Source organism: Lysobacter sp. Root690 (genome assembly GCF_001427785.1).
GTDB lineage: Bacteria > Pseudomonadota > Gammaproteobacteria > Xanthomonadales > Xanthomonadaceae > Lysobacter.
In genome coordinates, this window is the sequence record NZ_LMHM01000012.1 from 198,878 (window position 1) to 223,082 (window position 24,205).

The window sequence follows — 24,205 nt, forward strand, 5'->3', positions numbered from 1 at the left end:
CTCTCGGCGACGACGAAAGCGTGGTTTCGCGGTCGCGACTCGCGGCGCTCCTACAGTCGCTTTCGGCCGCATTTGCAGCGTCTGGCGTTACTGATCGTCGATATCGCCATCGAACAGATCGGTCTGCAACATCGCCGCGTCCTCGTCTTCATCGACGAAACCCGACAAGCCCACGCCCACCAACCGGTACAAGGTCTGCGCCGGCAGATCGACGCGCGCGCGCAGGCCGCTGGCGAGGTCGGCCAGTTCGGCTTCGCCGCTCGGCGGGTGCGGCGCGGTCAGGCTGCGGGTCAGGATGCGGAAGTCCGAGGTCTTGAGCTTGAGCACCACGGTGCGCGCGATCCGCCCCGGGTTGCGCTGCAATTCGCGCTGATAACCGGCCCAGGTCTTGCCGGCGAGGCGGCGGATGTCGGCCTCGACCTCCGCCAGCGGCAGATCCCGCTCGAAGGTGTCTTCCGAGGAAATCTGCAGGGTCGGCCGCTCCGGTTCGACCGGGTGCTCGTCGATGCCGTGCGCCAGTTCGTGCAGGCGCCGGCCCCAGCGGCCGAAGCGCTGCTCCAGCGCCAGCGCGCCGAGCGCGCGCAGGTCGCTGACCACGCTCACGCCCAGCTCGGCGAGCTTGGCCTCCATGACCTTGCCCACGCCGGGCAAACGCCCGACCGGCAGCGGCGCCAGGAAGGCTTCGACCTGATGCGGCTTGACCACGAACAGACCATCGGGCTTGTTCCAGTCCGAGGCGATCTTGGCCACGAACTTGTTCGGCGCCACTCCGGCCGACGCGGTCAGCCGGGTCTCCTCGCGGATCGCGTCGCGGATCGCTTCGGCGGTCGCGGTCGCCGACGGCAGCCCGGTCTTGGTCGTGGTGACGTCCAGGTAGGCTTCGTCCAGCGACAATGGCTCGATCAGGTCGGTGTGGCGGGCGAAGATTTCGCGCACCTGGCGCGAGACCGCCTTGTAGCGCACGAAGTCCGGCGGCACGAACACCGCGTGCGGACACAGCCGTTCGGCGCGCACCGCCGGCATCGCCGAACGCACGCCGAACTTGCGCGCCTCGTAACTGGCCGCGCACACCACCGAGCGCGCGCCGCGCCACGCCACCACCACCGGCTGGCCGCGCAGTTCGGGCGCATCGCGTTGCTCCACCGACGCGTAGAACGCGTCCATGTCGACATGCAGGATCTTGCGGCGGGACGCGGACTCGGGCACACGATCGGTGAAAGCTCGGGTGCGTGCATGGTAGCGCCTGGCCGCGCGGCGGCCGTTGCCGGCGCGGGTGGATTCGCGCCGGGTGCGGTCATGTCGCCTCGATCGCGTCGGGCGCCGGACGAACCCGCGCGCGACACAATGCCGCGCGCGGGTGGAGACTCAAAAGCCCGGCCGCGCGGGCACCCGAGTCAGCGCGGAACCGGATACGCGGTGTAGAGCACCCAGCGCCGGTTGATGAAGCGCATCACCACGCGCACGGTATTGGTCTGGATTTCGCGACCGGCGGTGCATACGCCGGCGGCGTTGGCGGCGGTGCACTGGTACGAGAAGAACTGGATCGGCAGATCGCGCGCGGCCTCGGCGTCGGGCTGCGGATTCTGCGCGCAGTACAGCGGCGGGTTCTGCGCGGCCAAGGTGTTGTAGGCCTCGGTCCAGTCCTGCGCGTCGCGGAACAAGGTGCGGTTGTTCTGGGTGAAGCCCGGCGGCGGCACCTGGCCGCGGATGTGGGCGTTGAGGTGCCCGCCGTATTCGTTGTTCATCAGCGGCGAGGACGAAATCTGCACGGTGTTGATGTTGGTGCAGGCGACCTGGGCGAACGCCGGCGCGGCGCACAGGGCCAGCGGAACGGCGAGCGCGGCGAGGGCGCGGCGGACGATGGGGACGCGACGCGAGACGGCGTGGATCATGGCGAACTCCGGTTGGGAAATGGAAACACGAGGCGGGACCGGCGCGCGCTGCGAACCGGCCGGCCCGACGGAACGGATGCGGGTTGCCTGGAGAAACGCCTCGCGAGCGGATTCGTGAATCCGCGGCCGGCGCGGATGCGAATGGCGCGGCGAATGCGTGGGCGACGAGCGTGCGCCGCCCATATCGGCTGATTTGCGATCGTCGAGAATGCGGCCGAAAGCGACGGTAGGAGCGACGCAAGTCGCGACCGCCAAACCTCGCTTGCGTCGTAGCCGAGAGGTCGCGGTCACGGCTTGCGTCGCTCCCACAGAGGGATTGCGTGACCCACGCGCGCAGCTGGCAAGCCGCGTGGTCTCGCTTCAGGCCGGCGACTATCGATGACGTCACAAGGGTCTCAGCGCCCGGAGCCGAGCGTCGCGATGACCGACGCTCGCGATCACCGGTCGCGATTTTCGTCGCGGTCGCGCCAGCGTCGCCCGACCCATGCGGCCATTCATCGAGCGCGCGAGCGCGATCGGATTGAACGAAACCTTCCCGAGCCGCGCGATGCCGCGCCCATTCACGGCCACGCCGACCCCGCGTTCTGACTGGCATGACTCATCCCCCCAGCCCGCGGATCGACGCCGGCGATACCACCGCCATCGCCCACCCTTACTTCGCCGGACTGCCGGCGCCGGATTCGAGCGATTTCGAATCGTTGTGCCGGTTCTGCGAAGACCACCGCGTCACCGTACTCGCCTCGCTGCCGTGGGTCGCCGCCGAGGTCGCCGCGCTCGGCGGGTTCGCCGCGATGCTGCGGCTGGTGCGCCGCCACGGCGGCCGTCGGCTGTATCTGCCGCGCGGCCGCACCGCGTGTTCGGTGCGCCTGGGCGTGGCCCTGGACGCGCCCACCCACCGGCGCCTGCTCGACCGTGCCAGCGCCGCCGGCACGATCGAGATCCCGTCGGCCTGGGGCGTGTTCGTCGGCCTGCGCCGGGTCGCGATCCGCGCCGCGGTGCGCGCCGGGCGCAGCCAGCGCGAGGTCGCCCAGAGCTTCGGCGTGACCGAGCGCCATCTGCGCCGCGAAGCCGATTCGATCCAACTGGCCGACCGCCCCGCCGCCGATTCGGACGACGCTACCGCCGCGCCCAAGAACTGAGCGTGGCCCGTCGGCGCGCGTTCACGGCCGCGCGGCGATCGAGTTCCAATCCGCGCGCGTCCCGTTCCACATCGTTTTCAAGAACAGGCCCGCCGCCTGATGTCATGCATTGCCATCTTCGGGCCGGCGCAGATCTGATCGGCAGTGAAGACAGACATCGGTCTGATAATTGGTGCATACCCTGTCGTCGGACGGATCGGGGGCCACCCATTGATGCGGCGTGTTGCCACAGTTGGGGCAACGGAACTGATCGGCCCGGTTAAGTCGCCGAACGCTGCGCACGCTCAGACCCACCAGAATGAAGATCGCGATGGCTACTGAAGCGACGACGACGAGGGTCGACTGCGCAAGGCTGCCCAGCAGGGCGATGACAATCGCGATCCAGGTAAGCAGCGGACCGGAATCGGTGGGCGCCCTCAGCCGGTTGTACCCCGCCAGTTTCATGCGTCCAGGGTCCCGCGGCGCCTGTGCGGTTCGATGGGCCGCAAGATAGCAGCGCAGAAGACAACCGTTGCTATCGACACGTTTCGGTTCGCATACCGAGCAGGCCAGATCGTGATCGCAATCAGGATGCTCCGATTACAGGCGCATCCCGACAGCACCATCGGCGCTTGCGATGGCAGCGGCGAATGGATGGGTGATTAGCGCTTTTTCTTGGCCGGCAATTTGTCGCATTCAAGATCACCGGCGCCCATGTGATCGAATCCAAGCATGAACAGGTTGGGCGTGCAGTTATTGTCGCCCGCGCATTCCGTGATGCTCACGTCCATGACATTAGCTGGCCGCTGCTTACCGGCGCCCAGGCCCATCAGGACCTCGATCTCATGCTTGCTCGTGCCCGGATCGAAATCTATCGATACGTATTGCGCTTCGCCGTGCTCCCACACAATTTCGACGGACTTGATCGGCGCGGGCAGGGTCTTGGCAACGCGGGCCGGCAGCTCCGGGCCGGCATGATAATTGCCACCGCCATCGCAACCATCGCCCCAATCGATGCGGTCGAAATCGGCGGCGCAACCGAACTTCTTGTCCTGCACGCCGAAACGCTTTTCGAGCATGCAGCCGAAATCGGTCGCCCGCATTCTGGGCCAGGTCGTCAATTCGGTGGGGGCCAGCCTGGCGCCAGCGGCCTGGCTGGCGGACGGTGCCGCGGCGAACGCATGTCCCGAGACGAGCATCGATACAGCGACGAATATCCATTTATGCATGGCGAGATCTTCCTTTGATCGGTTGAGTATCGAAACCAGTAACGGGCCGACGTTCCTGAGTCGGTCGCCCCGGCGTCCATGGTGAGTCTTCGGCCAAGACGAACACAGTCTGGGGCCGGCCCTAGTGGACCCACCGCGAGCAGCGCGCCATCCAGGCCAAGCCAGAACGCGGCGGCCGACGCGGCGCGCAACCGGCCCACCCTGCCTCGCCCGCACTCCCGCACAAACTGAACGCGTCGCGCAGCGGCCACCCGGCCGGTCATCCGCATCGGCGACAATGGCGGCCCTCGCCGCCACCGCCCCGAGCCATGTCCGCCGCTCTCAATCCCAGCACCAGCCCGATTTCCCTGACCCGTTACCTGATCGAAGAACAGCGCGCCGGGCGTATCAATCCCGACCTGCGCCTGCTGATCGAGGTCGTCGCCCGCGCCTGCAAGACCATCTCGATCGCGGTCGGCAAGGGCGCGCTGGGCGGCGTGCTCGGCGAAGCCGGCACGCCCGGCGAAGCCAGCATGAACATCCAGGGCGAGGCGCAGAAGAAGCTCGACGTGCTCAGCAACGAGATCCTGCTCGAAGCCAACGCCTGGGGCGGCCATCTCGCCGGCCTGGCCTCGGAGGAAATGGACACCTCGCATCCGATCCCCGACGTCTACCCGCGCGGCAACTACCTGCTGCTGTTCGATCCGCTCGACGGCTCCAGCAACATCGACGTCAACATTTCGGTCGGCACGATCTTCTCGGTGCTGCGCTGCCCCGACGGCGTCACCCAGGCCGCCGACAAGGACTTCCTGCAGCCCGGCAGCGAACAGGTCTGCGCCGGCTACACCACCTACGGCCCGAGCACGATGCTGGTGCTGACCATCGGCAACGGCACTCATTCGTTCACCCTGGACCGCGAAGTCGGCAGCTTCGTGATGACCACGCGCGGCATGCGCATTCCCGAAGACACCAAGGAATTCGCGGTCAACATGTCCAACCAGCGCCACTGGCAGCCGCCGATGCAGGCCTATGTGGGCGATCTGCTGGCCGGCAAGGAAGGCCCGCGCGGCAAGGACTTCAACATGCGCTGGGTGGCCTCGATGGTCGCCGACGTGCATCGCATCCTGACCCGCGGCGGCATCTTCAGCTATCCGCTCGACGCCAAGTGCGCGGCCCAGGGCGGCAAGCTGCGGCTGATGTACGAGGCCAACCCGATGGCGTTCCTGGTCGAACAGGCCGGCGGCGCGGCCAGCACCGGCCGCCAGCGCATGCTCGAGGTCGAACCGACCGGCCTGCACATGCGCGTGCCGGTGTTCCTGGGCAGCAAGAGCGAAGTCGAAACCGCCGTGCGTTACCACCACGAGTACGACGCCGAGCAGGGCTGAGCCCGCTCGGGTTTTCGTATCGCGCGACATCGGGCCGCCCCGGCGGGACCCGATGTCGCGCGCCCGGCAACCCGGTTCGACCCACCGCCGGTCGGCTGAATGGCGACGCGCGCTTGTCGCGCGTGCCGATTCGTCCCAGGCTCGGGCGATGTCGCTTAAACGCGCCGCGCCCGCCGCACCGGCCGCCGATGACCGGCTTTTGCCGCGCCCCGCGTTTGCCTAAGGACTTGCAGGTGCTGGCGCATTTGCGCCGGCGGGGAAGCTTCGATGTCCAACACCACTCGCGGCGACTTGGGGAGTCGTCGTACCAACAGCCGTCACGCCGCCGCGCGCTCGATCGCGTCGCGCGGCGACGGCGCGCGCGAGCTGATCTACCTCAGCCCCGGCGGGGCCGGCCGCATGCATGCGCTGGCGCCGTTGCAGACCCTGGGCTGGACCCTGCGCCGCGCCGCCGACGCGCGCGCCGCCCTGCGCATGCTGCAGTCGCAGCCGCAGCTGCCGCACGCGGTGCTGATCGACCTGCGCGAAGGCTTCGACGCGCGCGATCTGGACGAACTCGGCCCGGCCCTGGCGACGCAGAACGCCGGCTGGATCGCCGGCATCGCCGCGGCCCAGCTCGACGACGAACACGCGCGCCGGCTGATCCGCGACTACTGCTACGACTACGTCACCCTGCCCTGCCCGGAAGCAGTGCTGCACACCGTGATCGGCCACGCCTACGGCATGGCCGCGCTGGCCTGCGGCCACGACGCCGACAGCATCGGCGCCGGCGGGGTCGACGGCATGATCGGCGAGAGCCAACCCATCCGCAGCCTGTGCCGCGGCCTGCACAAGGCCGCCGCGACCGACGCGCCGGTGTTCATCGCCGGCGAAACCGGTACCGGCAAGGAACTGGCCGCGATGGCGGTCCACCGCCACTCGCATCGCCAGCGCCATCCCTTCGTCGCGATCAACTGCGGCTCGATCCCGCACAACCTGGTCCAGTCCGAACTGTTCGGCTACGAGCGCGGCGCCTTCACCGGCGCGCAGCAGCGCAAGCTCGGCCGCATCGAGATGGCCAACGGCGGCACCTTGTTCCTCGACGAGATCGGCGACCTGCCGATGGACAGTCAGGCCTCGCTGCTGCGGTTCCTGCAGCAAGGGTCGATCGAGCGCCTGGGCGGCCACGAACAGATCCCGGTCGACGTGCGCATTGTCTCGGCGACCCACCACGACCTCGACGACGCCATCGCCGCCGGGCGCTTTCGCGCCGACCTGTTCCATCGCCTGTGCGTGCTGCGGCTGGAACAACCGCCGCTGCGCGAACGCGGCGGCGACATCGACCTGATCGCCGACCACGCCCTGCAGCGCTACGCCCAGGAAACCTCGCGCGGGATCAAGGGCTTCTCGCCGTGCGCGCGCCAGGCCCTGCACCGCCACCCGTGGCCGGGCAACGTGCGCGAACTGATCAACCGCGTGCGCCAGGCGGTGATCATGGCCGAGGGCCGCTACATCACCGCCGCCGACCTGCACATCGACGACGCCGGCGACGGCCTGCCGGTCACCCTGGAGGAAGCGCGCGATGCCGCCACCCGCGAAGCGATCGAACGCGCCCTGCACCGCAACCGCCGACGCCTGGGCGAATCGGCGCGCGAACTGGGCGTGTCGCGGGTGACCTTGTACCGGCTGATGCAACGCCTGGGCATGCGCGGCAGCGAAGAAGACGCCGACGAGGAATCTCAGGCTGTGTGACGCCTATCACGCATAATTTCCGGACTAACCAAGACTGGGGAGTCAGGGATGAAGCCAAGGATTTCGGTCAACCAACTCGGCGAATACATGATGGCCACGCCGTCGCGGCGGCGGCAGATCGTCAGGGACCAGAAGAACCCGCCGCTGTTCAAATCCACCCGCTACCGCGACGCGCGCGAAGTCATCGCCGATCACATCGCCTCGAACATGGTCGACGACGCGGCCGCGCTGGCCGCGGCCGAAGCGCTGCGCGAGAACACCGACGGCAGCGACTTCGCGATCCAGGACCGGATCCATTCGGCGCATGCGATCACCGCGTTCCTGGATATCTGCGAAGACATGAAGATCGGCGCGCTGACCGCGGTGCGGGTCGATACCTTTTCCAGCGACGGGCTGGAACTGGCCGGGGTAAAAGTGGTGATGCGTCCGGAAGCCTTGCTGCTGGACCCGGAGACGCAGGAGGTCGTCGGCTGCGTCAAGCTGCACTTCTCGCGCACCCAGCCATTGGATGGCCGCAGCGCCGCCTACGTCGCGACCGCGCTGCGCGCGCACCTGGAGCAGAACCTGTCGGCGCCCGGGACGGTCAATCCGGATCGCTGCTACGTCGTCGATATCGCCACCCGCAGCATTCTGAGCGCGCCGAAGGCCAACAAACGCCGGCTCGGCGATCTTGGCGCGGCGTGCGAGGAGATCAAGGATCGGTGGGTGGGGGTTTGATTCCTGCGCGACAAGGCGCGGCCGTTGCGTACACCGCGACGGTCGCGCGCTCGATTCTCGTCATTTTATGCGGCCGACGAAACCACCACCCTGCATGGCCATCGACCCGGGTTTGCGATCCGTCCATGGCTCGAACTGAAGCGCACACACCTGCACCCGATGCCGGAGCGGTCGGTCCTGGCCCACGGCAAACGCCGCCGGCGTTGATCGATCATCCCGCGCTGAAAACGCTGCTCGCCGATTTTAAAGCGTATGCGCAGTCCGGATTGAGCGCCGTCCAATCCGGACGCAAGCAGTTCAATGCGTCCGAGGCGTCGCTCTATGCCGCCGCCGTCATGGAACGAGTGGTCGCGGTGGACGACACGATGGCTTCGCTGCATATCGCATCGACGTACCTGCACGAACTGTCCACGCAAGCCGAGTCAGCGACGGCGCTGCACCGCTACCACTACGAGAATTTCATTCTTCGAACGATCGGCGGTATCGACCGTGTTTACCGGCTGATCGGCGCGGTATTGCGGCTCGATCCAAGACGCTACGACTCGTCCACGGGCAATCGCCATGTGGACCAATACGTGCAACTTCATCATCCTGGTTTGCACGCGTCGGTCGCGGCCATCCACGACCTGGGCGAGCATTATCGGGCGATCCGGAACGCATTGATTCATGCCGACCCATACTCGAACCGCGATCTTTGCATGTTCGATACAGCGCACAGGCTGGGCGATCGTTTCGAACCTATCGATACGCCTGCGCTTTATCGAGACTGCATGCGCCAACGCTGCGACGAAGTGGATACGCGGCTCGCGCAATTGCAGGCCGCGATAAGCACAGTGCTCGACCAGCTCGCGCCGCTGCTGCGAAACGGCGCGGCCGTGGCCGCGCAAACTCGCTGAAGTTCATCGGGCGACACTCACCGCTCAAAACGACCGCGACCCGCGCATCGAAAACACGAAGTTAGGCGCATCGGGCGTCAGCCCCGCGGCGAGTTGTCCGTTGAGCGTCCAGCCCGAGGGCAACACGTAGCTCGCGCCGATGTTGAACGTGGTCGAGTTGCTGGAGCTGCCCGGCACGCGCCGTTTTTCGCCGCCCGGCGCGGTCAGGTGGGTGGCGCCGGTGACCGCGGTGGCGACGGCGAAACTCACTGCGGAGCGATCGTTGAGGGCGATCGCCAGGCCGCCGCTGAGCTGGATGCTGTTGCCCAGCTCGACCCGCGCGGGCGAAACCTGTTCGGCCACCGGCGAGATGTCGTCGAAATCGGTCGGCTGGTTGTAGGTGTAGCCCAGGTTGCCGAACAGGATCACCGGGTCGTAGGTGCGCAGCGCCGATACGTTGACCGTCGCGGCCCAGATGCCCGAACCGGTCGGCAGGTCCTCGGGGATGTTGAGGTTGTTGTTGTCGCCGTCGGGCTGGATCAGCTTCAGCCCGAACGGGTCGCGCCCGGTCGGCGCGCGCACGCGCACGCTGGTGACGATATCGGGCCAGCGCTGCGATTCCTTTACCCATTGGTAGTACGCGGCGATGCTGGCATCGCCGATGCCCTGAGAGCGCATGCGCACTTCGCTGACCACGCTGGACGCGCCGCCGGCGCCGCCGCTGACGAAACGCGAGTCGCGGTAGACGTACGGCAGGCTGGCCTCGATGCTGAGTCGGTCGCTGAGGCCGTAGCGGCCACTGAGTTCGAAGGTGCCGACGCTGGCCTTGGTCTGGTCCAGGTTGATGCTGCCCAGGAAGATCGCGTCCAGCGCCAGGAAGCCGCTCAACGCCAGTTGCCGGCGGTCGTAATAGCTGTAGCTGAAACCGGTGTCGAGAGTGAACTTGCGTTCGAACAGCGGCGCGTGTTCGCGCACGACCAGGGCCTTTTCCTGTTCGCGGCGCTGCGCATCCTCGGCGCGCTGGGTCTGGCCGACCTGCACCGGCGCATCGTCCTCGTCGTCGCGCGCGGCGCTCGCCGAGGCCTTGCGTTGCGCCTGTTCGGCCAGATCGCGCGCGCTGTCGGTCGCATCGTCTTGCTGCGCGAGCGACGGCGGCGCGCCGCTCAGGCCGCGTCCGCGCTGGGTCAGTTCGAGGTCGTCGACCTGACCGCGCAATCGTTCGATCTCGGCTTTCTGCGCGGCCAGTTCGCGGCTCATGTCGAGCATGCGCTGGTGCAGCGACTTGAAATCGGCGGCGGCTTCGTCGGCATGGGCCGGCGCGCTCAGGGCGAGCGCGAGGGCGACGGACAGTGGAGCGAGCAGAGGGCGCATGGTCTCGGCGTCCGTGACAAGAGGGAGGGAAGACGATCAGCGCGGCAATGCACGCAGGCCGTCCAGGGCCTGCTGCAAGCCGAGTTGCCGACTCAGTTCCGGAGTGATCGCCGAGGTCACGATCCGCAGCTGCATGCGATTGCTCGCGTCCACGCCGTTGCCGGCGATGCGGCCAAGCTGGGCGATGCCGCCGCTGGCGCCGGGATCCAGACGTTGTTGCAGCGATGCGCCGGGGCCGTCGACGGCGACGCGCGCGCCGCCATCGAGGAAGGTGATCCGCGCGCTCATCGCGCCGGCGCTGGCCTGGCTGTGCGACTGGCCGTTGAAGCCGGCGGCATCGGCGCGATCGACGAATCCGATCGAGGTCAGGTTGCCCAGACGATTGCCGTCGCCGGCGATCTGCGCGATCTGGCCGATGCCGCGCACCTGCACCGATTCGGCGCCGCGCGCGCTCGCGCCGGCGGCGCCCGCGGCGATCGGTGCATCGCCGGCATCGGCGCCGCTGCGCGCATCGACCTGAACATCGAAGCCGCCGCCGCGACGCTCGACCAGCAACGAGCCGCTGGCGAAGGCGTTACCGTGCTGCGGCGTGTTGAGGCTGGACACCAGGTCCACGCGCAGGCCGACCAGCATCTGCGCGCCGAAGTATTTGCCGCTGATCGTGGCCAGGGTGGCGTCGTCGACGACATACGCGGTCAACGCATGCGCTTTCAAAGGTGGCAGGGCGGCCGCGGGTTGCCACGCGGCCGCCGCTGCCAAGAGGGCCGAGAACAACGTCGGGGGGAGTAGTGGACAGTTCATCGGACACCTCGAAAACATGCGAAACGACGTCAAAAAAGATCGGTGATCACCAACCCGAACTCGACCACGCGCGGTGGCGCGGTGACACGGTCGAGCGCGTCCACGCGTCGCTGCAACGCGGGCGAGCTGCGGCTGTTGACCAGATAAGAATCGGCGCGCATGGGTTGGTCGCCGACCACGGCCAGCACGATGCCGTTCCAGCCGCGCGCGAAATCCGCTTCCTGCATGACCCGGTGGCCGAGCGCCGGATCGGCGACGAACACCCGCCCGCCGGCCGCGCCCTTGACCACGACGAAATGGCGATAGCCCTTGAGATCGAGCAGCGCGATCACCGGCATCTGCAAGCGGTACAAGGCGTCGGCGTCAATGCGGAAGCCGTGCGCGCGCATGCCGATGCTCTCGACGTAGCGTTTCATGTCGAGCATCGAGAAACCGTTGCGCACCACTTCCTTGGGATCGACCCCGACCATCATCTTCTTGATCAGCTCCGGCTCGCTGACGTCCAGGCCGTAGCCGTAATGCAACAGGCTCGCCAATGCCGCCGAGCCGCAGCTGAAGTCGTAGCGCTGGCGCAGCAGTTCGCGGTAACGCAGATCGCGCAGCGTACGCATCGGCTTGAGCACCGGCATGCCGCCGTTGCCGGTCAGGCGGGTCAGGTCGACCGTGGCGCGGCTGTCGTCCGCGCGCTGCGCGCGAACGGCGCCGCAATGCAGCGCGGCGAGGGTCGCGATGGCGACGGCGATCAGCGAGGCTCGGTGTACGGTCATGGCGGGACGGCACCTGGACGTTGCGCGATCGAAGCGGGAGCCACGGTGCCCGCGGCGCGGCCACCGTGGTGGTTGCGGTGAAACCAGGTTCAGTCGCCGCAGCCGCTGCCGCAGGTCGGCGGCGGCGGCGGTGGCGCGCAGGCGCCGCACGACGCGGTCGCGATCGACAGGCCGTTGTGCTGCAGGTTGCCGACGCCGGAGGCGACGTTGACGCCGATGTTCCCCTGCGCGCCGGACAGCGCATTGCCGTCGAGCGAGGCGTACAGGTCCAGGCTCAGGCGACGGCCGTCGCTGTCGAGCAGGTTCGAGATCGCCAGTTGTTCGCTGTCGGCGGTCGCGATGGCCAGACGGCCGGAGCTGTTGACCGATGCGGCCATGCCGTTGCCTTGCGCATTGCCCACGCCCGCGGCGACGTTGACGCCGATGTTGCCCTTGGCGTTGGACAACGCGTTGCCGTCGAGGGTGGCGTCGTAGTACGTGTGATCGGTGTTGGTGGTGGCGTAGTTGCCCAGGCTGGCCTGGCTGCCGAACACCATCGCCGAGGCGAACACTTTTTCGCCGTCCACCGCCGACAGCGCGGTGTCGTTGGCCTGGGCGTTGCCGACGCCGGCGGCGACGTTGGCGCCGATGTTGCCTTGCGCATCCGACAGCGCGTCGCCGCCGAGGTGCGCGTCGTGATCGCCGTCGCCGAGCGAGCTGTTGAGCAAGGTCGTCTGGTCCTGATCGACGGTCGCCGCCGATTCGGACGCGACGCGGATCTTGCCGCGGACCTTGACCCGGCCCGATACATCGATCTGATTGCTGATGAAGGTGGCGCTGTCGATGACGGCATCGTCGCCTTCGGCTAAGGCCGGCAGGGCAATGCCCGAGGCCAGCGCGATCGCCAGCAACGTGGTGTGCAGTTTCATGTGCGTTCTCCGGGGGGAAACGGATGGAATGCGGGCGGGTCGCGGCCGCGGCGCACGCCGCGGCCGCGAACGCATCACTGGCAGCTGCCGCAGGACGCGGTGGCGATCGACAGGCCGTTGTGCTGCAGGTTGCCGACACCGGCGGCGACGTTCGCGCCGATGTTGCCCTGCGCGCCGGACAGGGCATTGCCGGTCAGGGTGGCGAAGGTGTCGAGGTCGCAATTGGCGGCCAGTTCGTTCAACCACGCATCCTGTTCGCTGTCGGACGCGGCCTTGGCGATCGTGCCGGAGCTGTTGACCGACGCGGCCATCGCATTGCTCTGCGCGTTGCCGACGCCGGCGGCGACGTTGACGCCGATGTTGCCCTTGGCGTTGGACAGCGCATCGCCGTTGAGGGTCGCGCGGTATTCGGTGTCCTGCTGCGAGGAGTACGCGTAGTTGTAGCTCGAACCCTGGCTGTTGAAGGTCATCGCCGAGGCGAACACCTTCTCGCCGTCGACCGCCGACAGCGCCGTGTCGTTGGCCTGCGCGTTGCCCACGCCGGCGGCGACGTTGGCGCCGATGTTGCCCTGCGCATCCGACAAGGCGCTGCCGCCGAGGTGCGCGGTGTGGTCGCCGTCGCCCCAGGACTCGTTGCTGTCGGTGATCTGATCCTGGTCGACGGTCGCCGCCGATTCGGACGTGACGCGGATCTTGCCTTTCACATGCACCTTGCCGGACACGTCGATGCTGTTGCCGATCCGGGTCGAGCTGTCGATCCGCGCATCGTCGCCTTCGGCGTAGGCCGGCGCGGCGATGGTCAGACTCAGGGCGAGGGCCAGCAGAGTGAATTGAACGTTCATGGGTCGGACTCCTGGTAGTGGTGGTTAGGGCCTTGCGATCTGCCGTTTTTTCTATGGAACGCCCCCGGGCAGTTGGAGCACGATGGCGTTGACCGACGCATTGCCGATCCCCGCCGTCTGATTCAGTTGCAGCACGCCCTGGCCGCCGCGGAAGGCGTCGTCGGCGATGACCGCCTCGCGCAGGCTCGGCGCGGCGTTCGCGCCGTAGGCGTCGTCGCCATTCGCGCCGGCCACCGACGCCAGCGCGGCATCGTCGAGTCCGGCGATGACACCGGTCGCGATGCGGCCGTGACTCAACGCGAACGCATTGAGTTGGCGGTTGCCGCTGCCCGCGCTCTGGTTCAACTGCACCAGGCCGCGACTGTCGGCGAAGGCGTGCGCGTCGATGCGCGCGGATGAGGCGCGGCCGGACGCGATGCGTGCGGCGTCGATCTCGATGTCGGTCTCGGCGATGCGCTGATCGGCATGCAGCGATGCGAGGGCGAGGCCCTCGGGCGTGATCGCGATCGCGGCAAGATTGGCTTGCGCGTTGCCGACGCCGGCGGTCTGGTTGATCGCCGCGCGGCCGTCGAGGCCGCGGGCCGCATCGGCGATGCGGGCGCGGTCGCTGCCCGCGGGCGCGGTCGGCTCGTCGGCGCGCGCGTCGCTGCAGATCGCGGTCGCCAACAGGCACGCCGCCAAACCGAACGGCGTCAGCCGCAGGGGACGCAGCCGCGCGCTCATCGACCCGGCCCCTGCATCGGCGCGACTTGCGGCGCCAAGGCCTGCATCACGCTGCCGGTGACCAGATCGCCGATCCCGGCGGTGGCGCTTTTGACCGCGCCGCCGACGCTCATGGTCGGACCCATCGGCGGCGCCGAGGCCGAACCGCCGAGCATCGCGTTCGGGTTGGCCGCGCCCATCGCATCGGCCGGCACCAGCAGGCCGGTCAATGCCTGCGTGGCGGTTGTCGGACTCAGGCCGGCCGAGCCGTGCTGATCGAGTTCGGCGTCGCCGATCAACGGCGCGAGCGAGCGTTCCAGAGTGCCGTGGAAGATCTGCGCCGGGAACGTCGTGGCCTGGGTGCGCACCGGATTGTCCTGCGCCGGCAGCGCGCGGTAGGCGATGCGCGGGTGGACGGTGCGGGCGATCACCACGCTGGGGTCCTCGCTCGCGTCGTTGGTCGGGTTCGCGCCCGGCGCGGCGTCCTGGGCGTGGACCTGGCCGGCGACCGCGAACACGGCGGCGACGGCGCAGGGCAAGGCCGCGCTCACTACCCGCTGCAGCGGGGTGCGGTCGAACCGACGGGGGATGGCGAACATGACGACGTACTCCGAAGCGGGGACTCAGGGCGCGCGATTCGGGGGCAGTCGAAGCGGCGCGAGAGGACCTACGCGAGAGTCGTGCCAAGCTTTCAAATAGCTGAAATTCATGGTTTTTTTGCCAAACCCCGAAAACATGCCAGGGATCTGGGCCATAAAACGTTGCGCCGCGGTTACGCGGTCCGGCGCTGAACGCGGACATGCTGCGCGGCGTCAATGGATGAACCGTTCACCGCTCAGGCTTGCTGAGCCGGCTCCTCGGCGGTTTGGCTGACCGTGTTTGCGATCGCATGCCGTGGCGTTGCGTTTTTGCAACCCGGCGCGCGCGTGCGACGATGCCCGCCTTGCCCGAGCCAGGCCCGGCGCACCCTCTTCCAGCCATCAACGCCATGTCATCGACGACCGATTCCAGCGCAGACGATTTCATCGAGGTCTATCCGCAGGCGCTCACGCGCGAGCAATGCGCGACGCTGGTGCAGCGCTTCGACGCCAGCCGCGACAGCGAGCCGGGCCGGGTCGGCGGCGGGGTGATGCCCGACCTCAAGGACAGCCGCGATCTCACCATCACCGGACGCGAAGGCTGGAAGGACATGGAGCTCGCCTTGAACCTGGCGGTGTTCCGCGGCCTGTTGCAGTACCTGCGCCGCTATCCGCACACGATGATCGCGCCGCTGATGCTCGAAGCCCCCAGCGCCGATGGCAAACGCCATCGGCTCACCGCCGAGCGCGTGGCCGAGATGGACGACAACGCCTTGTCGCCGATCGCGCAGACCGTGTTCCGTCCCGGTGCGATCAACCTGCAGCGTTACACCGCCAACCGCGGCGGCTATCCGTACTGGCATTGCGAGCTGTACCCGCGCGACCAGAGCGCGGAGACGCTGCACCGGCACGTGCTGTGGACGATTTATTTGAATGACGGCTTCGAGGAAGGCGAAACCGAATTCCTCTATCAGCGCCGCAAGATCGCGCCGCGCGCGGGCGACCTGCTGATCGCGCCGGCGGCGTTCACCCACACCCATCGCGGCAATCGGCCTAAGGGTGGGGATAAGTACATCGCGACCAGCTGGATTCTGTTTCAGCGGGCCGAGCGGTTGTACGCGGGGTGAGGGTGCGCGTGGGATGAGGCTGCGCGCTGGGGTGGAGCAAATCCCCCGGCGCTGACGGTGCTGTCGCCGCGACGGTTTTTCGCCGGGCGCCGGTCCCCTTTTTTAAAGGGGGTGAGTTGACGCGCTTGTTGGCGTCCGCAGGCGCGATTCGCGGATCCGGTATTGGCGCGGATTCGCGGATTCAATTCGCGGGAATCGGGAATCGGGAAAGTCTCCGATCGCGCCACCCCTGCCGCAAGGGGTTCCCCCCTTTGTAAAAGGGGGGCCAGGGGGGATTCGCTTTTGCTCTTCAGCTTTTGCTCTTCAGCTTTTGCTCTTCAGCTTTTGCTCTTCAGCTTTTGNTTTAAAGCTTCAGCCCCGCCAAATCCTCAAGGATTGCGCGGATGGTTCAACACCAGCCAATACAACCCGACCTGCTTCACCGCCCACACGAACTGCTCGAAATCCACCGGCTTCTGAATATAGCTGTTGACCCCGAGTGCATAACTGGCCTCGACATCGAACGGCTCGGTGCTGGTGGTCAGCACCACCACCGGCAGGGTGCGGGTGGGTTCGTGCGCGCGGATCGCCTGCAGCACTTCGCGACCGTCGACCTTGGGCAGGTTGAGATCGAGCAGCACGATCGACGGCAGATCGTTGGGATCGCGATCGGAATAGCGGCCACGGGCGAACAGGTAATCCAGCGCCTCGGCGCCGTCGCCCATCACCACCAGCCTGTTGGCGATCTTGGCCTCGTCGAAGGCGAGCCGGGTCAGCTCGACATCGTCGGGGTTGTCTTCGACCAGCAGGATTTCCTTATGCATTCGGGGTGTCCTCGCCCGCGGACACGACGGGCAGTTCTACGGTAAACGTGCTGCCCAAATCGGGCTGCGAATGGGCGCTCAGCCGGCCGCGGTGACGCTCGGCGATGCGCCAGGCGATCGCCAGCCCGAGGCCGTGACCGCCGCCCTGATCCGGCCCGTGCAGGCGCTGGAACGGTTCGAACAATTTGTGAGCATATCGCATGTCAAATCCGGTGCCTTGGTCGCGTATCGACAGCACCAGCCGGTCACCGGACCGTTCACCGAAGACCTCGATGCGGACCGGCTCGGGCTCGTCGGCCGCTGAGGCCGACGGTGCTGAAGCTTGCGCGGCAGCATGCCGGGCGGCACTTCGTTCGCAGGTGAATTTCCAGGCGTTGTGCATCAATTGGTTCAGCATCAGCTTCAGCAACCGCTCATCGCCCTCGACTTGCAGGCCGGGCTGGACGCTGATCTGGGCGCGGTGGCGCGGGTCGGCGTCCTGCAGCTCGGCGCCGACCCAGTCGGCGAGCAGGCTCAGGTCGACCGGCGCGATCCGCATCTGCGTGCGGGTCACGTGCGACAACTCGGTCAACGCCGCCAGCAGCCCGGTCATGCGCGAGGCGGCGGCGCGGATCCGCGCCAGGTAATCGCGGTCGGTTTCGTTCAGGCGCTCGGCGGCGCGTTCGTGGAGCAGCGCGGAAAAACTCTCGATCGAGCGCAGCGGCGCGCGCAGGTCGTGGGCGACCGCGTCGGCGAACAGCTGCAGCTGGCGGTGCGAGGCGTCGAGCTCAGCGCTGCGTTCCTCGGCGCGCGCGCTCAGCGCCATGCCGGCCTCGCGTTCGCCGCGGATGTCGCGCATGTGCGAGATGAAATATTGCGCGGTGCCGTCTTCGTCGCGCATCACCGCGACGTTGAGCTGTACCCACACGTCGCTGCCGTCGCGATGCACGTAACGCTTGTGTTCGTCGACCGAGGCCAGCGCGCCGCTGACCAGCGCGGCGACCAGATGCTGGCTGATCGCCAGATCGTCGGGATGGGTGACGTCGCTGTAATGGTGGCCGCGCAATTCGTCGACGCGGTAACCGAGCATCGCGCACAGGGCCGGATTGACCTCCAGCCAGATGCCGTCGGTGGACACGATCGCCATGCCGATGTTCGATGCCGTCATCGCCAGGCGGAAACGGTCGTCTCCGGCCTTGGGGGCGTTGCTCGGGGGAAGCGGCAGGCTCATCGAATGGAGCGGCATGGCTCGGGCGGCGTGACCGCAGAGTGTAGCCAAACCGGTGGTGACGGCTCGGTGGATGGCGCATACGGCGTCGACACGGCCAAGTCTTGCACAATGCGGCGATGGACTTTTCGCAAATCGCCTTCCTGCTGATCCTGGGCGCAGCGCTGTATTTGTTCGTCAGCGAGCGGCTGCGGGTCGACGTCACGGCGATGCTGACCCTGCTGGCGCTGGTGCTGACCGGGGTGCTCGATTCCAAGCAGGCGCTGTCGGGGTTCGCCAGCGAACCGGCGATCATCGTCGCGGCGGTGTTCGTGATTTCCGGCGGCCTGGCCGCGACCGGCATCACCGAGCGGCTGGGTCAGTGGATCGGACGCGCCGCCGGGCACAGCGAGGGCCGCGCGATCGCGGTGACCATGCCGGCGGTCGCGGCGCTGTCCTCGTTCACCCACCACGTCATGGTCACGGCGATGATGCTGCCGATCCTGACCCGGTTCGCGAAGTCGCGCGGGCTGTCGGCCTCGCGTCTGCTGATGCCGATGTCGTTCGCGGCTTCGCTCGGCACCACCCTGACCTTGGTCAGCGCGCCGGCCTTCCTGCTCGCCGACAACCTGCTTGAACGCAGCGGTTCGCCGGGCCTGGGCATTTTCTCGATCACCCCGATCGGCCTGGCCCTGGTCGCGATCGGCGTGCTGTACATGCTCGCGGCGCGCTGGTTCCTGCCCAAGCGCGGCGGCGAGCACGGCGACGACGGCTACCTGCGCCTGGACCGTTACCGCACCGAACTGGTGATCGTCGAAGGCTCGCGCTGGAGCACGCGGCCGCTGGCCGAGTTGCAGAAGGCGCTCGGCGACCGCTTCGTGATGACCGGCTGGCTGCGCGACGGCCAGCGCCGTCAGGACCTGGGCCCGAGCAGTCCGTTGATCAGCGGCGACATCCTGCTGGTCGAAGCCTCGGCCGACGCGCTGGCCTCGCTGCACGACGACGCCGGCCTCGACCTCAACGCGATCAAGCGCTTCGGCGAGCACGCCGACGGCGACGGCGATCCGCAGCTGGTCCAGGCGGTGGTCGCGCCGGGTTCGGAATTCATCGGCCGCAGCGTGCGCGAATTGGATTTCGCCCGCCGCTTCCACGCGGTGATCGCCGGCCTGTGGCGGCAGCAGGGCGCGGTCGCGCCGCGTCTGTCCGACGCACGCCTGCGCGAGGGCGACCTGCTGGTGCTGTGGGGCCGGCCGGCGCGCTTCACCGAACTGGCCGCGCACCACGGCTTCCTGATGCTGGTGCCGTTCGCCGGCGAGGCGCGCCGGCGCATCCGCGCGCCCTTGGCGCTGGCGATCCTGGCCCTGACCGTGCTCACCGCCGCGACCGAATGGCTGCCGGCGCCACTGGCGTTCCTGCTCGGCGCGGTGGCGATGGTGGCCACGCGCTGCGTCGATGTCGAACAGGCCTACCGCGAGATCGACGTGCGCATCTTCGTGATGATCGCCGGGGTGATCCCGTTGGGCGTGGCGATGGAACAGACCGGCACCGCGCAATTGCTGGCGCAGGGAATGCTGCACGTGATCGCGGGCTGGTCGCCGCTGATGATCCTGCTGGTGATGTTCACCGCCGCCGCGCTGCTGACCCAGATTCTGTCGGATGCGGCGACCACGGTGCTGCTCGGGCCGATCGCGATCTCGCTGGCGCAATCGCTGGGCCTGCCGCCGACGCCGTTCGTGGTGTGCACCGCGCTCGGCGCGGTGGTCGCGTTCCTGACTCCGATCGGGCATCACGGCAACCTTCTCATCCTCGGCCCGGGTCAATACCGCTTCGGCGATTTCCTGCGCATCGGCTTGCCCTTGACCACCCTGATCGCTTTCGTCAGCGCCTGGATGGCGCGCTGGCTGTGGCTCGACGGTCCGTTTTGGCCGGCCCTGTCCTGAGCTTGCGCCCGCCGCAGGCAGGCGCCGCGACGCGCCTGGCGCTGGGTTTCGCTGCTGCGCGAGGACAGGCCGGGGCAATGCATGGCGTCGCGCCGCGCGACGCCGGGATCGCCCAGCGCGACGCTCGGGCGACGCTGGACTGCGCGGCCCGGGTCGCGACTCGGACGAGGCATCGGCGCGGGCGAATGCGATGGCTTCGATGCGGATCGCGACGGCGGGGTTTCGCGGGCGATCACGATGTCCGCGCAGCCGATCGACCATAGCAGCGCGGCGCAGGCGAAACGCAGGCGCCAACCACGCCAACGGCGCGAACCGCGCAGGCGTCCGCGTAACGCGGGTAGGCGGCGCACGGCTGTCTTTGTCCTGGCAGTGGCGGGCATCGGGCCGTCCTGATCGCAATCATGTGAGAGCGTGCTGCGACGCTAGGCGATCGATCGGACGACAGTATCCGTCGAAAGTCGTGGGTGACCGGCGACTTACAGCCGCGGTTCATGCGCAGGGCGCGGCGTGCCGATCGGCGGATGGTTTCGCGGTTGTCGATGTGGCGCGGTCGCGGCTTGCGCCGCTCCTACATGGGCTACCTGTAGGAGCGACGCGAGTCGCGACCACGCAGTCGCCCGCTCGCGGCGCTACCGCCGGATGCCCGCGCCTACGACACCGCGCAACGCCCTACCCCAGCGTAGGAAATTTCCTACGCCGCGCCTCGTGGTCCCCCTAGGGCAAACCATAAGTGGTTAAGTCACCTTATCTCCGCCCCGGCAGCACGACTTATGCGCCGGCAACGGACGCCGCTCAGCAAAGGAATGGGTCGCCGCCTTGAGCAAGCGGTCAAGCTGGGCCGGGGCAACTCCGATTCGTTCGACAAGGCTGATGACCGTGATGCCGTACACCGTGCAACTCAACGAATCCACCTACCTCGGCCGCACCTTGTCGTGCGACGTCGCCGACGAACGTTTCGACAACCCGGCCGCGGCCTCGGCCGCCGCCAAGAGCGAAGCCTTCCATCTGTCGGTGCAGCTCGGCCTGCCGGTGGCGATCCGCATCTTCGAAGACAGCCGCATCTACCTGTCGCACATCATGCCGGCGCCGCCGCGCTGAAGCGCATGGCCAAGGCATGCGCGCCGGCGTTTTAGACATGCGCCGCGAACGCTTTTAATTGGAAGGGCGTTCGGCCCCGACGTTGTTCGCTCCGCTCGCATCGCAACGATGCGAGCGCCCTCGCCTGCCGCTGAAGAGCGGCGCCGTCCGAGCCTGCTCGAACCGTCCGCCAATCTTCGCCGCGGCCTTGAGCGGCGCGCTTTCCTAAGTCGCGTTCGCGACCTTCGCCTCGAATCCGGCGATCAGCATGTTGAAACTGGCGAGCTCTTCGGCCGTGATCGTATCGACGCAACCGTCGACGATACCTTTCACCAGGTAATACTCCGTCTCGCTCCTGATCTCGCCTGCCTTCACTATCCGGCGCAACTGGCGCGAGCTTCTGCGCCGAAGCTCGGTGACCGTGACGATCCCTTCGCCGCGTAGCAACGCATCGAGCGCTGCGATCGATTCCGGCGGCCAGTCATCGAGGGCCTCGAGCGTGTCGTTGACGGCCTGCCGCAATCCGGTCAGTGCGCGCGAGACGCCGTACCGCGCCACATTGCGCCTGCCGACCGTCGTCGGGTGATGCTCGGCGTCCTGCGGAATCTTCCAGACGCAGGTGGCGAAGACATGGAGATACTTCTCCAGTTCCGCGTACTCACGCAGCTTCTCCGGTGATACGGCTCTTGCCATGCGTGTGGCCACTCGGCATCTGGCGGTTTCCCATACTGCCATCTCGTCTATCGGCGTGGCTGTGCGGGCGCCGGCAGGTGCGCGCCAGGGCGATGGAAGCGCAAGCGCAGGTCGAACCGACGCTGACGTGCGCGGATCGTCATCGCCGTGGACGCCCCTTACCCAACGTCTTAAGCAATCTTTACGCACAGCCACGCCCACGCTCATCGCACTCGTGCGCACGCGCGCATCCAAGCTCAACCCATCGCCGCACATCGTGCATCGATACTTGTTACTAAGTTTCACCCACACACATGCGCGCGTTCGATGACTTCTGACGCACATCCCATTTCGCGCATCCCACGACCACATCGTGTGTGGAAAAGGTGGGGGGTGTGCGCTCGGGCAGCGTTCGGATGCATGGGGAATGCTGACGAAGAGACAACGAAGTCCGCTGTCGATCGCTTCTTCGCAGTCGCATCAAGATCCCTGCCGTTGTGCAGTAACGCCGCGCGCGACCACGATCGCGCCGCGGCGATTTGCTTCTCTTTTCTTCTTTGTTGCATGACTCGGAGAGCTACGCATGTCCATGAAACAACGCATCCTGACCGCCTCTATCCTGCTGGCGATCACCGGCACCACCGCCACCGCGCTGGTCACCGCGCATCGCGACGGCAACACCGCCAGCGCCAGCGCGCAGAACCAAGGCAGCGCAACCTCGCAGACCGCGTCGCACGCCAATGCAAACGCCAACACCGCATCGTCGACCGCCGCGCACAGCGCCTATTCCACTGTCTCGGGCAGCACGCCGTCGGCGCAGCTCGAACTCAGCCCCGCGGTGGCGCGCGCGCGCGAACTGCTGCAGGCGCAGAAGCTGCAAAGCGCCGGCGCGCAGGCCTTGGCCGGCGCCGATCGCGCCGCGATCGAAGCCGAACGCTATGTGCCGCGCGATCTGATCGTCGAAGCCGACGGCAGCCAGCACGTGCGTTTCAATCGCGATTACCAAGGCCTGCCGGTGATCGGCGGCGATCTGGTCGCGCATCTCAAGGGCGGCCTGCTGACCTCGGTCAGCAAGACCATGGACCTCAAGCTCGGCCAGGGCGGCGCGGCCACGCCGAAGCTGTCGTCGGCGCAGGCGATCGCCGATGCCGGCGTGCATTTCGCCGGCCGTTTCATCGACAAGCCGTCCTCGCGCATGGTGTATTTCGCTCAGAACAACGAGCCCAAGCTCGCCTATGAGGTGACCTTCCGCGGCCTCAACAAGGCGCAGCGCCCGGTCCATGACTTGATCTACGTCGACGCCGACAACGGCGGCCTGCTCGGCCGCGACAGCCGCATCTACACCGCCGAAGCGGCGCAGGGCGAAGGCTTCACCATCACCCGCGGCAAGGTGCCGATCTCCACCAGCAAGGTCGGCGCGGAAGAAAGCGACGGCCGCGGCGCGGGCTATCTGCTGCGCGACGACAAGCGCGGCGGCGGCACCGTGCACAACACCGGCGGCACCGTCGTCGATCTGGTGTTCGGCGGCGGCGATTTCACCGCGCCGCCGATGTTCGATGCCGACAACGTCTGGGGCAACGAGCAGATGACCAACATCGAGCGCACCGGCGTGGAAGCGCATTACGGCGTGTCGAAGACCTGGGACTACTACAAGAAGTTCTACGACCGCGTCGGCATCTTCGGCGACAGCCTCGGCGTGCAGAGCTTCGTCAATGTCACCTTCACCTACTTCTTCTTCATCGATGTGGGCGGCACCAACGCGTTCTGGGACGGCGAAGCCAAGCGCATGGTCTACGGCAATGGCGACTACGGTGTGTCGAATCCGGTGGTCGGGCTCGACGTGGCCGGCCACGAAATGTCGCACGGCGTGACCCAGGCGACCTCGGGCCTGATGTACTCGGGCGATGCCGGCGGCTTGAACGAAGCGACCTCCGACATCCACGGCACCCTGGTCGAATTCTTCGACAACAGCCCGAAGGATCCGCCGGATTACCTGATCGGCGAGAACGTCATGCTCAGCGGCGTGCCGCTGCGCTACATGTTCAAGCCGAGCCTGGACGCCGACGAAGAAGGCAACGGTTCGTTCGACTGCTACCCGGCCGGCGGCTTCACCGAGGAAGACCCGCACTACACCTCGGGCGTGGGCAATCACTTCTTCTACCTGCTGGCCGAAGGCCAGAAGGTGCCGAAGTCGCATCGCAAGACCGTGCTGCCGTCCGATCTGGTGTGCAACGGCGCGACCGGCCTCAAGGGCCTGACCCCGACCGTCGCCGGGCAGATCTGGTACCGCGCCAACACCTTGTATCTGACCTCGCAGGCCAGCTACCCGGATGCGCGCGTGGCGACCCAGACCGCGGCGCAGGACCTGGTCGATCGCGGTCTGCTCAAGGCCAGCGCGGTCAAGACCGTGGCGTGCGCATGGGAAGCGGTCAACGTCGGTCTGCCGGAAGGCTCGACCGCGGCGCGTTGCAAGAACTGAGCGTTACCCGTGCTCTGATTTGAGCA

At 67.5% G+C, this 24,205-nt stretch carries 23 protein-coding genes; 9 read left to right on the forward strand and 14 right to left on the reverse strand.

Annotated features, from left to right (window positions below; all coding sequences use genetic code 11):
• Positions 1-87: 87 nt before the first annotated feature.
• Positions 88-1,206 (reverse strand): DNA polymerase IV, encoded by a 1,119-nt coding sequence (gene dinB / locus ASD86_RS08710; RefSeq protein ID WP_255357279.1) that lies wholly within the window; start codon positions 1,204-1,206, stop codon positions 88-90.
• Between the two features lie 188 nt (positions 1,207-1,394).
• Positions 1,395-1,892, reverse strand: a complete 498-nt coding sequence (locus tag ASD86_RS08715; RefSeq protein WP_157476346.1) for a hypothetical protein — start codon at positions 1,890-1,892, stop codon at positions 1,395-1,397.
• Positions 1,893-2,485: 593 nt separating this feature from the next.
• Here ASD86_RS08715 and ASD86_RS08720 point away from each other — a divergent pair.
• Entirely contained in the window at positions 2,486-3,031 is a 546-nt protein-coding gene (locus ASD86_RS08720; protein ID WP_056109501.1) for a hypothetical protein, read from the forward strand.
• A gap of 102 nt (positions 3,032-3,133) precedes the next feature.
• Here ASD86_RS08720 and ASD86_RS08725 read toward each other — a convergent pair whose 3' ends face one another.
• Together ASD86_RS08725 and ASD86_RS08730 are read right to left on the reverse strand one after the other, a co-directional pair.
• A complete protein-coding gene (locus tag ASD86_RS08725; protein ID WP_056109503.1) occupies positions 3,134-3,475 on the reverse strand; it encodes a hypothetical protein in 342 nt (113 codons plus the stop codon).
• A gap of 197 nt (positions 3,476-3,672) precedes the next feature.
• Positions 3,673-4,239 (reverse strand): hypothetical protein, encoded by a 567-nt coding sequence (locus ASD86_RS08730; protein WP_157476349.1) that lies wholly within the window; start codon positions 4,237-4,239, stop codon positions 3,673-3,675.
• Positions 4,240-4,547: 308 nt separating this feature from the next.
• On the opposite strand from ASD86_RS08730, the gene ASD86_RS08735 reads away from it, so the two are divergent.
• The 4 genes from ASD86_RS08735 (at position 4,548) to ASD86_RS08750 (ending at position 8,947) form a co-directional block, all read left to right on the forward strand.
• A complete protein-coding gene (locus ASD86_RS08735) occupies positions 4,548-5,603 on the forward strand; it encodes a class 1 fructose-bisphosphatase (RefSeq protein ID WP_056109507.1) in 1,056 nt (351 codons plus the stop codon).
• Positions 5,604-5,870: 267 nt separating this feature from the next.
• Positions 5,871-7,334: a sigma-54 dependent transcriptional regulator gene (locus tag ASD86_RS08740; RefSeq protein ID WP_082578197.1), complete on the forward strand. Its 1,464-nt coding sequence runs from the start codon at positions 5,871-5,873 to the stop codon at positions 7,332-7,334.
• Positions 7,335-7,382: 48 nt separating this feature from the next.
• A complete protein-coding gene (locus ASD86_RS08745; RefSeq protein WP_056109509.1) occupies positions 7,383-8,051 on the forward strand; it encodes a hypothetical protein in 669 nt (222 codons plus the stop codon).
• 125 nt (positions 8,052-8,176) lie between these two features.
• Positions 8,177-8,947: a Cthe_2314 family HEPN domain-containing protein gene (locus ASD86_RS08750; protein WP_157476351.1), complete on the forward strand. Its 771-nt coding sequence runs from the start codon at positions 8,177-8,179 to the stop codon at positions 8,945-8,947.
• A 24-nt stretch (positions 8,948-8,971) separates the two neighbouring features.
• Here the strand turns inward: ASD86_RS08750 and ASD86_RS08755 are convergent, their stop codons facing one another.
• The 7 genes from ASD86_RS08755 to ASD86_RS08785 all read right to left on the reverse strand — a co-directional run bounded on the left by ASD86_RS08755 (position 8,972) and on the right by ASD86_RS08785 (position 14,916).
• The gene (locus tag ASD86_RS08755) at positions 8,972-10,297 is read right to left on the reverse strand and encodes a transporter (protein WP_056109513.1); all 1,326 of its coding nucleotides are present in this window, start codon (positions 10,295-10,297) and stop codon (positions 8,972-8,974) included.
• A 36-nt stretch (positions 10,298-10,333) separates the two neighbouring features.
• Positions 10,334-10,996 carry a hypothetical protein gene (locus ASD86_RS08760; RefSeq protein WP_157476353.1) on the reverse strand — a complete coding sequence of 221 codons (663 nt, stop codon included), beginning with the start codon at positions 10,994-10,996 and terminating at the stop codon, positions 10,334-10,336.
• A 131-nt stretch (positions 10,997-11,127) separates the two neighbouring features.
• Positions 11,128-11,865 carry a C39 family peptidase gene (locus tag ASD86_RS08765; protein ID WP_056109517.1) on the reverse strand — a complete coding sequence of 246 codons (738 nt, stop codon included), beginning with the start codon at positions 11,863-11,865 and terminating at the stop codon, positions 11,128-11,130.
• 89 nt (positions 11,866-11,954) lie between these two features.
• Positions 11,955-12,773, reverse strand: coding sequence for a hypothetical protein (locus ASD86_RS08770; protein WP_056109519.1), 819 nt, complete (start codon positions 12,771-12,773; stop codon positions 11,955-11,957).
• Positions 12,774-12,847: 74 nt separating this feature from the next.
• Positions 12,848-13,615 carry a hypothetical protein gene (locus tag ASD86_RS08775; RefSeq protein WP_056109520.1) on the reverse strand — a complete coding sequence of 256 codons (768 nt, stop codon included), beginning with the start codon at positions 13,613-13,615 and terminating at the stop codon, positions 12,848-12,850.
• 51 nt (positions 13,616-13,666) lie between these two features.
• Positions 13,667-14,338, reverse strand: a complete 672-nt coding sequence (locus tag ASD86_RS08780; protein WP_056109522.1) for a hypothetical protein — start codon at positions 14,336-14,338, stop codon at positions 13,667-13,669.
• Positions 14,335-14,916 carry a hypothetical protein gene (locus tag ASD86_RS08785; protein WP_056109525.1) on the reverse strand — a complete coding sequence of 194 codons (582 nt, stop codon included), beginning with the start codon at positions 14,914-14,916 and terminating at the stop codon, positions 14,335-14,337. The genes ASD86_RS08780 and ASD86_RS08785 overlap by 4 nt, the downstream gene beginning before the upstream one ends.
• A gap of 389 nt (positions 14,917-15,305) precedes the next feature.
• Here ASD86_RS08785 and ASD86_RS08790 point away from each other — a divergent pair, with 389 nt between their 5' ends.
• Positions 15,306-16,022: a 2OG-Fe(II) oxygenase gene (locus tag ASD86_RS08790; protein ID WP_056109527.1), complete on the forward strand. Its 717-nt coding sequence runs from the start codon at positions 15,306-15,308 to the stop codon at positions 16,020-16,022.
• A 368-nt stretch (positions 16,023-16,390) separates the two neighbouring features.
• Here the strand turns inward: ASD86_RS08790 and ASD86_RS08795 are convergent, their stop codons facing one another.
• The gene (locus tag ASD86_RS08795) at positions 16,391-16,825 is read right to left on the reverse strand and encodes a response regulator (RefSeq protein ID WP_031374300.1); all 435 of its coding nucleotides are present in this window, start codon (positions 16,823-16,825) and stop codon (positions 16,391-16,393) included.
• Positions 16,818-18,050, reverse strand: coding sequence for a PAS domain S-box protein (locus ASD86_RS08800; RefSeq protein WP_056109529.1), 1,233 nt, complete (start codon positions 18,048-18,050; stop codon positions 16,818-16,820). Before ASD86_RS08800 ends, ASD86_RS08795 begins: the two co-directional genes overlap by 8 nt.
• A 101-nt stretch (positions 18,051-18,151) precedes the next feature.
• Here ASD86_RS08800 and ASD86_RS08805 point away from each other — a divergent pair, with 101 nt between their 5' ends.
• Both ASD86_RS08805 and ASD86_RS08810 read left to right on the forward strand, forming a co-directional pair.
• Positions 18,152-19,951 carry an SLC13 family permease gene (locus tag ASD86_RS08805; RefSeq protein WP_056110649.1) on the forward strand — a complete coding sequence of 600 codons (1,800 nt, stop codon included), beginning with the start codon at positions 18,152-18,154 and terminating at the stop codon, positions 19,949-19,951.
• A gap of 870 nt (positions 19,952-20,821) precedes the next feature.
• Positions 20,822-21,049 (forward strand): hypothetical protein, encoded by a 228-nt coding sequence (locus ASD86_RS08810; RefSeq protein ID WP_056109531.1) that lies wholly within the window; start codon positions 20,822-20,824, stop codon positions 21,047-21,049.
• A gap of 204 nt (positions 21,050-21,253) precedes the next feature.
• Here ASD86_RS08810 and ASD86_RS08815 read toward each other — a convergent pair whose 3' ends face one another.
• Positions 21,254-21,721 carry a hypothetical protein gene (locus ASD86_RS08815; protein WP_056109533.1) on the reverse strand — a complete coding sequence of 156 codons (468 nt, stop codon included), beginning with the start codon at positions 21,719-21,721 and terminating at the stop codon, positions 21,254-21,256.
• A gap of 562 nt (positions 21,722-22,283) precedes the next feature.
• Here ASD86_RS08815 and ASD86_RS08820 point away from each other — a divergent pair.
• On the forward strand, positions 22,284-24,179 hold the full coding sequence (locus tag ASD86_RS08820; protein WP_082578198.1) for a M4 family metallopeptidase: 1,896 nt from the start codon (positions 22,284-22,286) through the stop codon (positions 24,177-24,179).
• Positions 24,180-24,205: the final 26 nt, after the last annotated feature.

Bases quoted from the DNA above. Each gene is read 5' to 3' on its own strand.
- ASD86_RS08820 (WP_082578198.1), top strand. From the start codon at position 22,284: ATGTCCATGAAACAACGCATCCTGACCGCCTCTATCCTGCTGGCGATC.
- ASD86_RS08730 (WP_157476349.1), bottom strand. From the start codon at position 4,239: ATGCATAAATGGATATTCGTCGCTGTATCGATGCTCGTCTCGGGACAT.
- ASD86_RS08750 (WP_157476351.1), top strand. From the start codon at position 8,177: ATGGCTCGAACTGAAGCGCACACACCTGCACCCGATGCCGGAGCGGTC.
- ASD86_RS08800 (WP_056109529.1), bottom strand. From the start codon at position 18,050: ATGCCGCTCCATTCGATGAGCCTGCCGCTTCCCCCGAGCAACGCCCCC.
- ASD86_RS08795 (WP_031374300.1), bottom strand. From the start codon at position 16,825: ATGCATAAGGAAATCCTGCTGGTCGAAGACAACCCCGACGATGTCGAG.
- ASD86_RS08765 (WP_056109517.1), bottom strand. From the start codon at position 11,865: ATGACCGTACACCGAGCCTCGCTGATCGCCGTCGCCATCGCGACCCTC.
- ASD86_RS08745 (WP_056109509.1), top strand. From the start codon at position 7,383: ATGAAGCCAAGGATTTCGGTCAACCAACTCGGCGAATACATGATGGCC.
- ASD86_RS08740 (WP_082578197.1), top strand. From the start codon at position 5,871: ATGTCCAACACCACTCGCGGCGACTTGGGGAGTCGTCGTACCAACAGC.
- ASD86_RS08815 (WP_056109533.1), bottom strand. From the start codon at position 21,721: ATGGCAAGAGCCGTATCACCGGAGAAGCTGCGTGAGTACGCGGAACTG.
- ASD86_RS08755 (WP_056109513.1), bottom strand. From the start codon at position 10,297: ATGCGCCCTCTGCTCGCTCCACTGTCCGTCGCCCTCGCGCTCGCCCTG.
- ASD86_RS08735 (WP_056109507.1), top strand. From the start codon at position 4,548: ATGTCCGCCGCTCTCAATCCCAGCACCAGCCCGATTTCCCTGACCCGT.
- ASD86_RS08780 (WP_056109522.1), bottom strand. From the start codon at position 14,338: ATGAGCGCGCGGCTGCGTCCCCTGCGGCTGACGCCGTTCGGTTTGGCG.
- ASD86_RS08725 (WP_056109503.1), bottom strand. From the start codon at position 3,475: ATGAAACTGGCGGGGTACAACCGGCTGAGGGCGCCCACCGATTCCGGT.
- ASD86_RS08785 (WP_056109525.1), bottom strand. From the start codon at position 14,916: ATGTTCGCCATCCCCCGTCGGTTCGACCGCACCCCGCTGCAGCGGGTA.
- ASD86_RS08810 (WP_056109531.1), top strand. From the start codon at position 20,822: ATGACCGTGATGCCGTACACCGTGCAACTCAACGAATCCACCTACCTC.
- ASD86_RS08770 (WP_056109519.1), bottom strand. From the start codon at position 12,773: ATGAAACTGCACACCACGTTGCTGGCGATCGCGCTGGCCTCGGGCATT.
- ASD86_RS08720 (WP_056109501.1), top strand. From the start codon at position 2,486: ATGACTCATCCCCCCAGCCCGCGGATCGACGCCGGCGATACCACCGCC.
- ASD86_RS08805 (WP_056110649.1), top strand. From the start codon at position 18,152: ATGGACTTTTCGCAAATCGCCTTCCTGCTGATCCTGGGCGCAGCGCTG.
- ASD86_RS08790 (WP_056109527.1), top strand. From the start codon at position 15,306: ATGTCATCGACGACCGATTCCAGCGCAGACGATTTCATCGAGGTCTAT.
- ASD86_RS08775 (WP_056109520.1), bottom strand. From the start codon at position 13,615: ATGAACGTTCAATTCACTCTGCTGGCCCTCGCCCTGAGTCTGACCATC.
- ASD86_RS08715 (WP_157476346.1), bottom strand. From the start codon at position 1,892: ATGATCCACGCCGTCTCGCGTCGCGTCCCCATCGTCCGCCGCGCCCTC.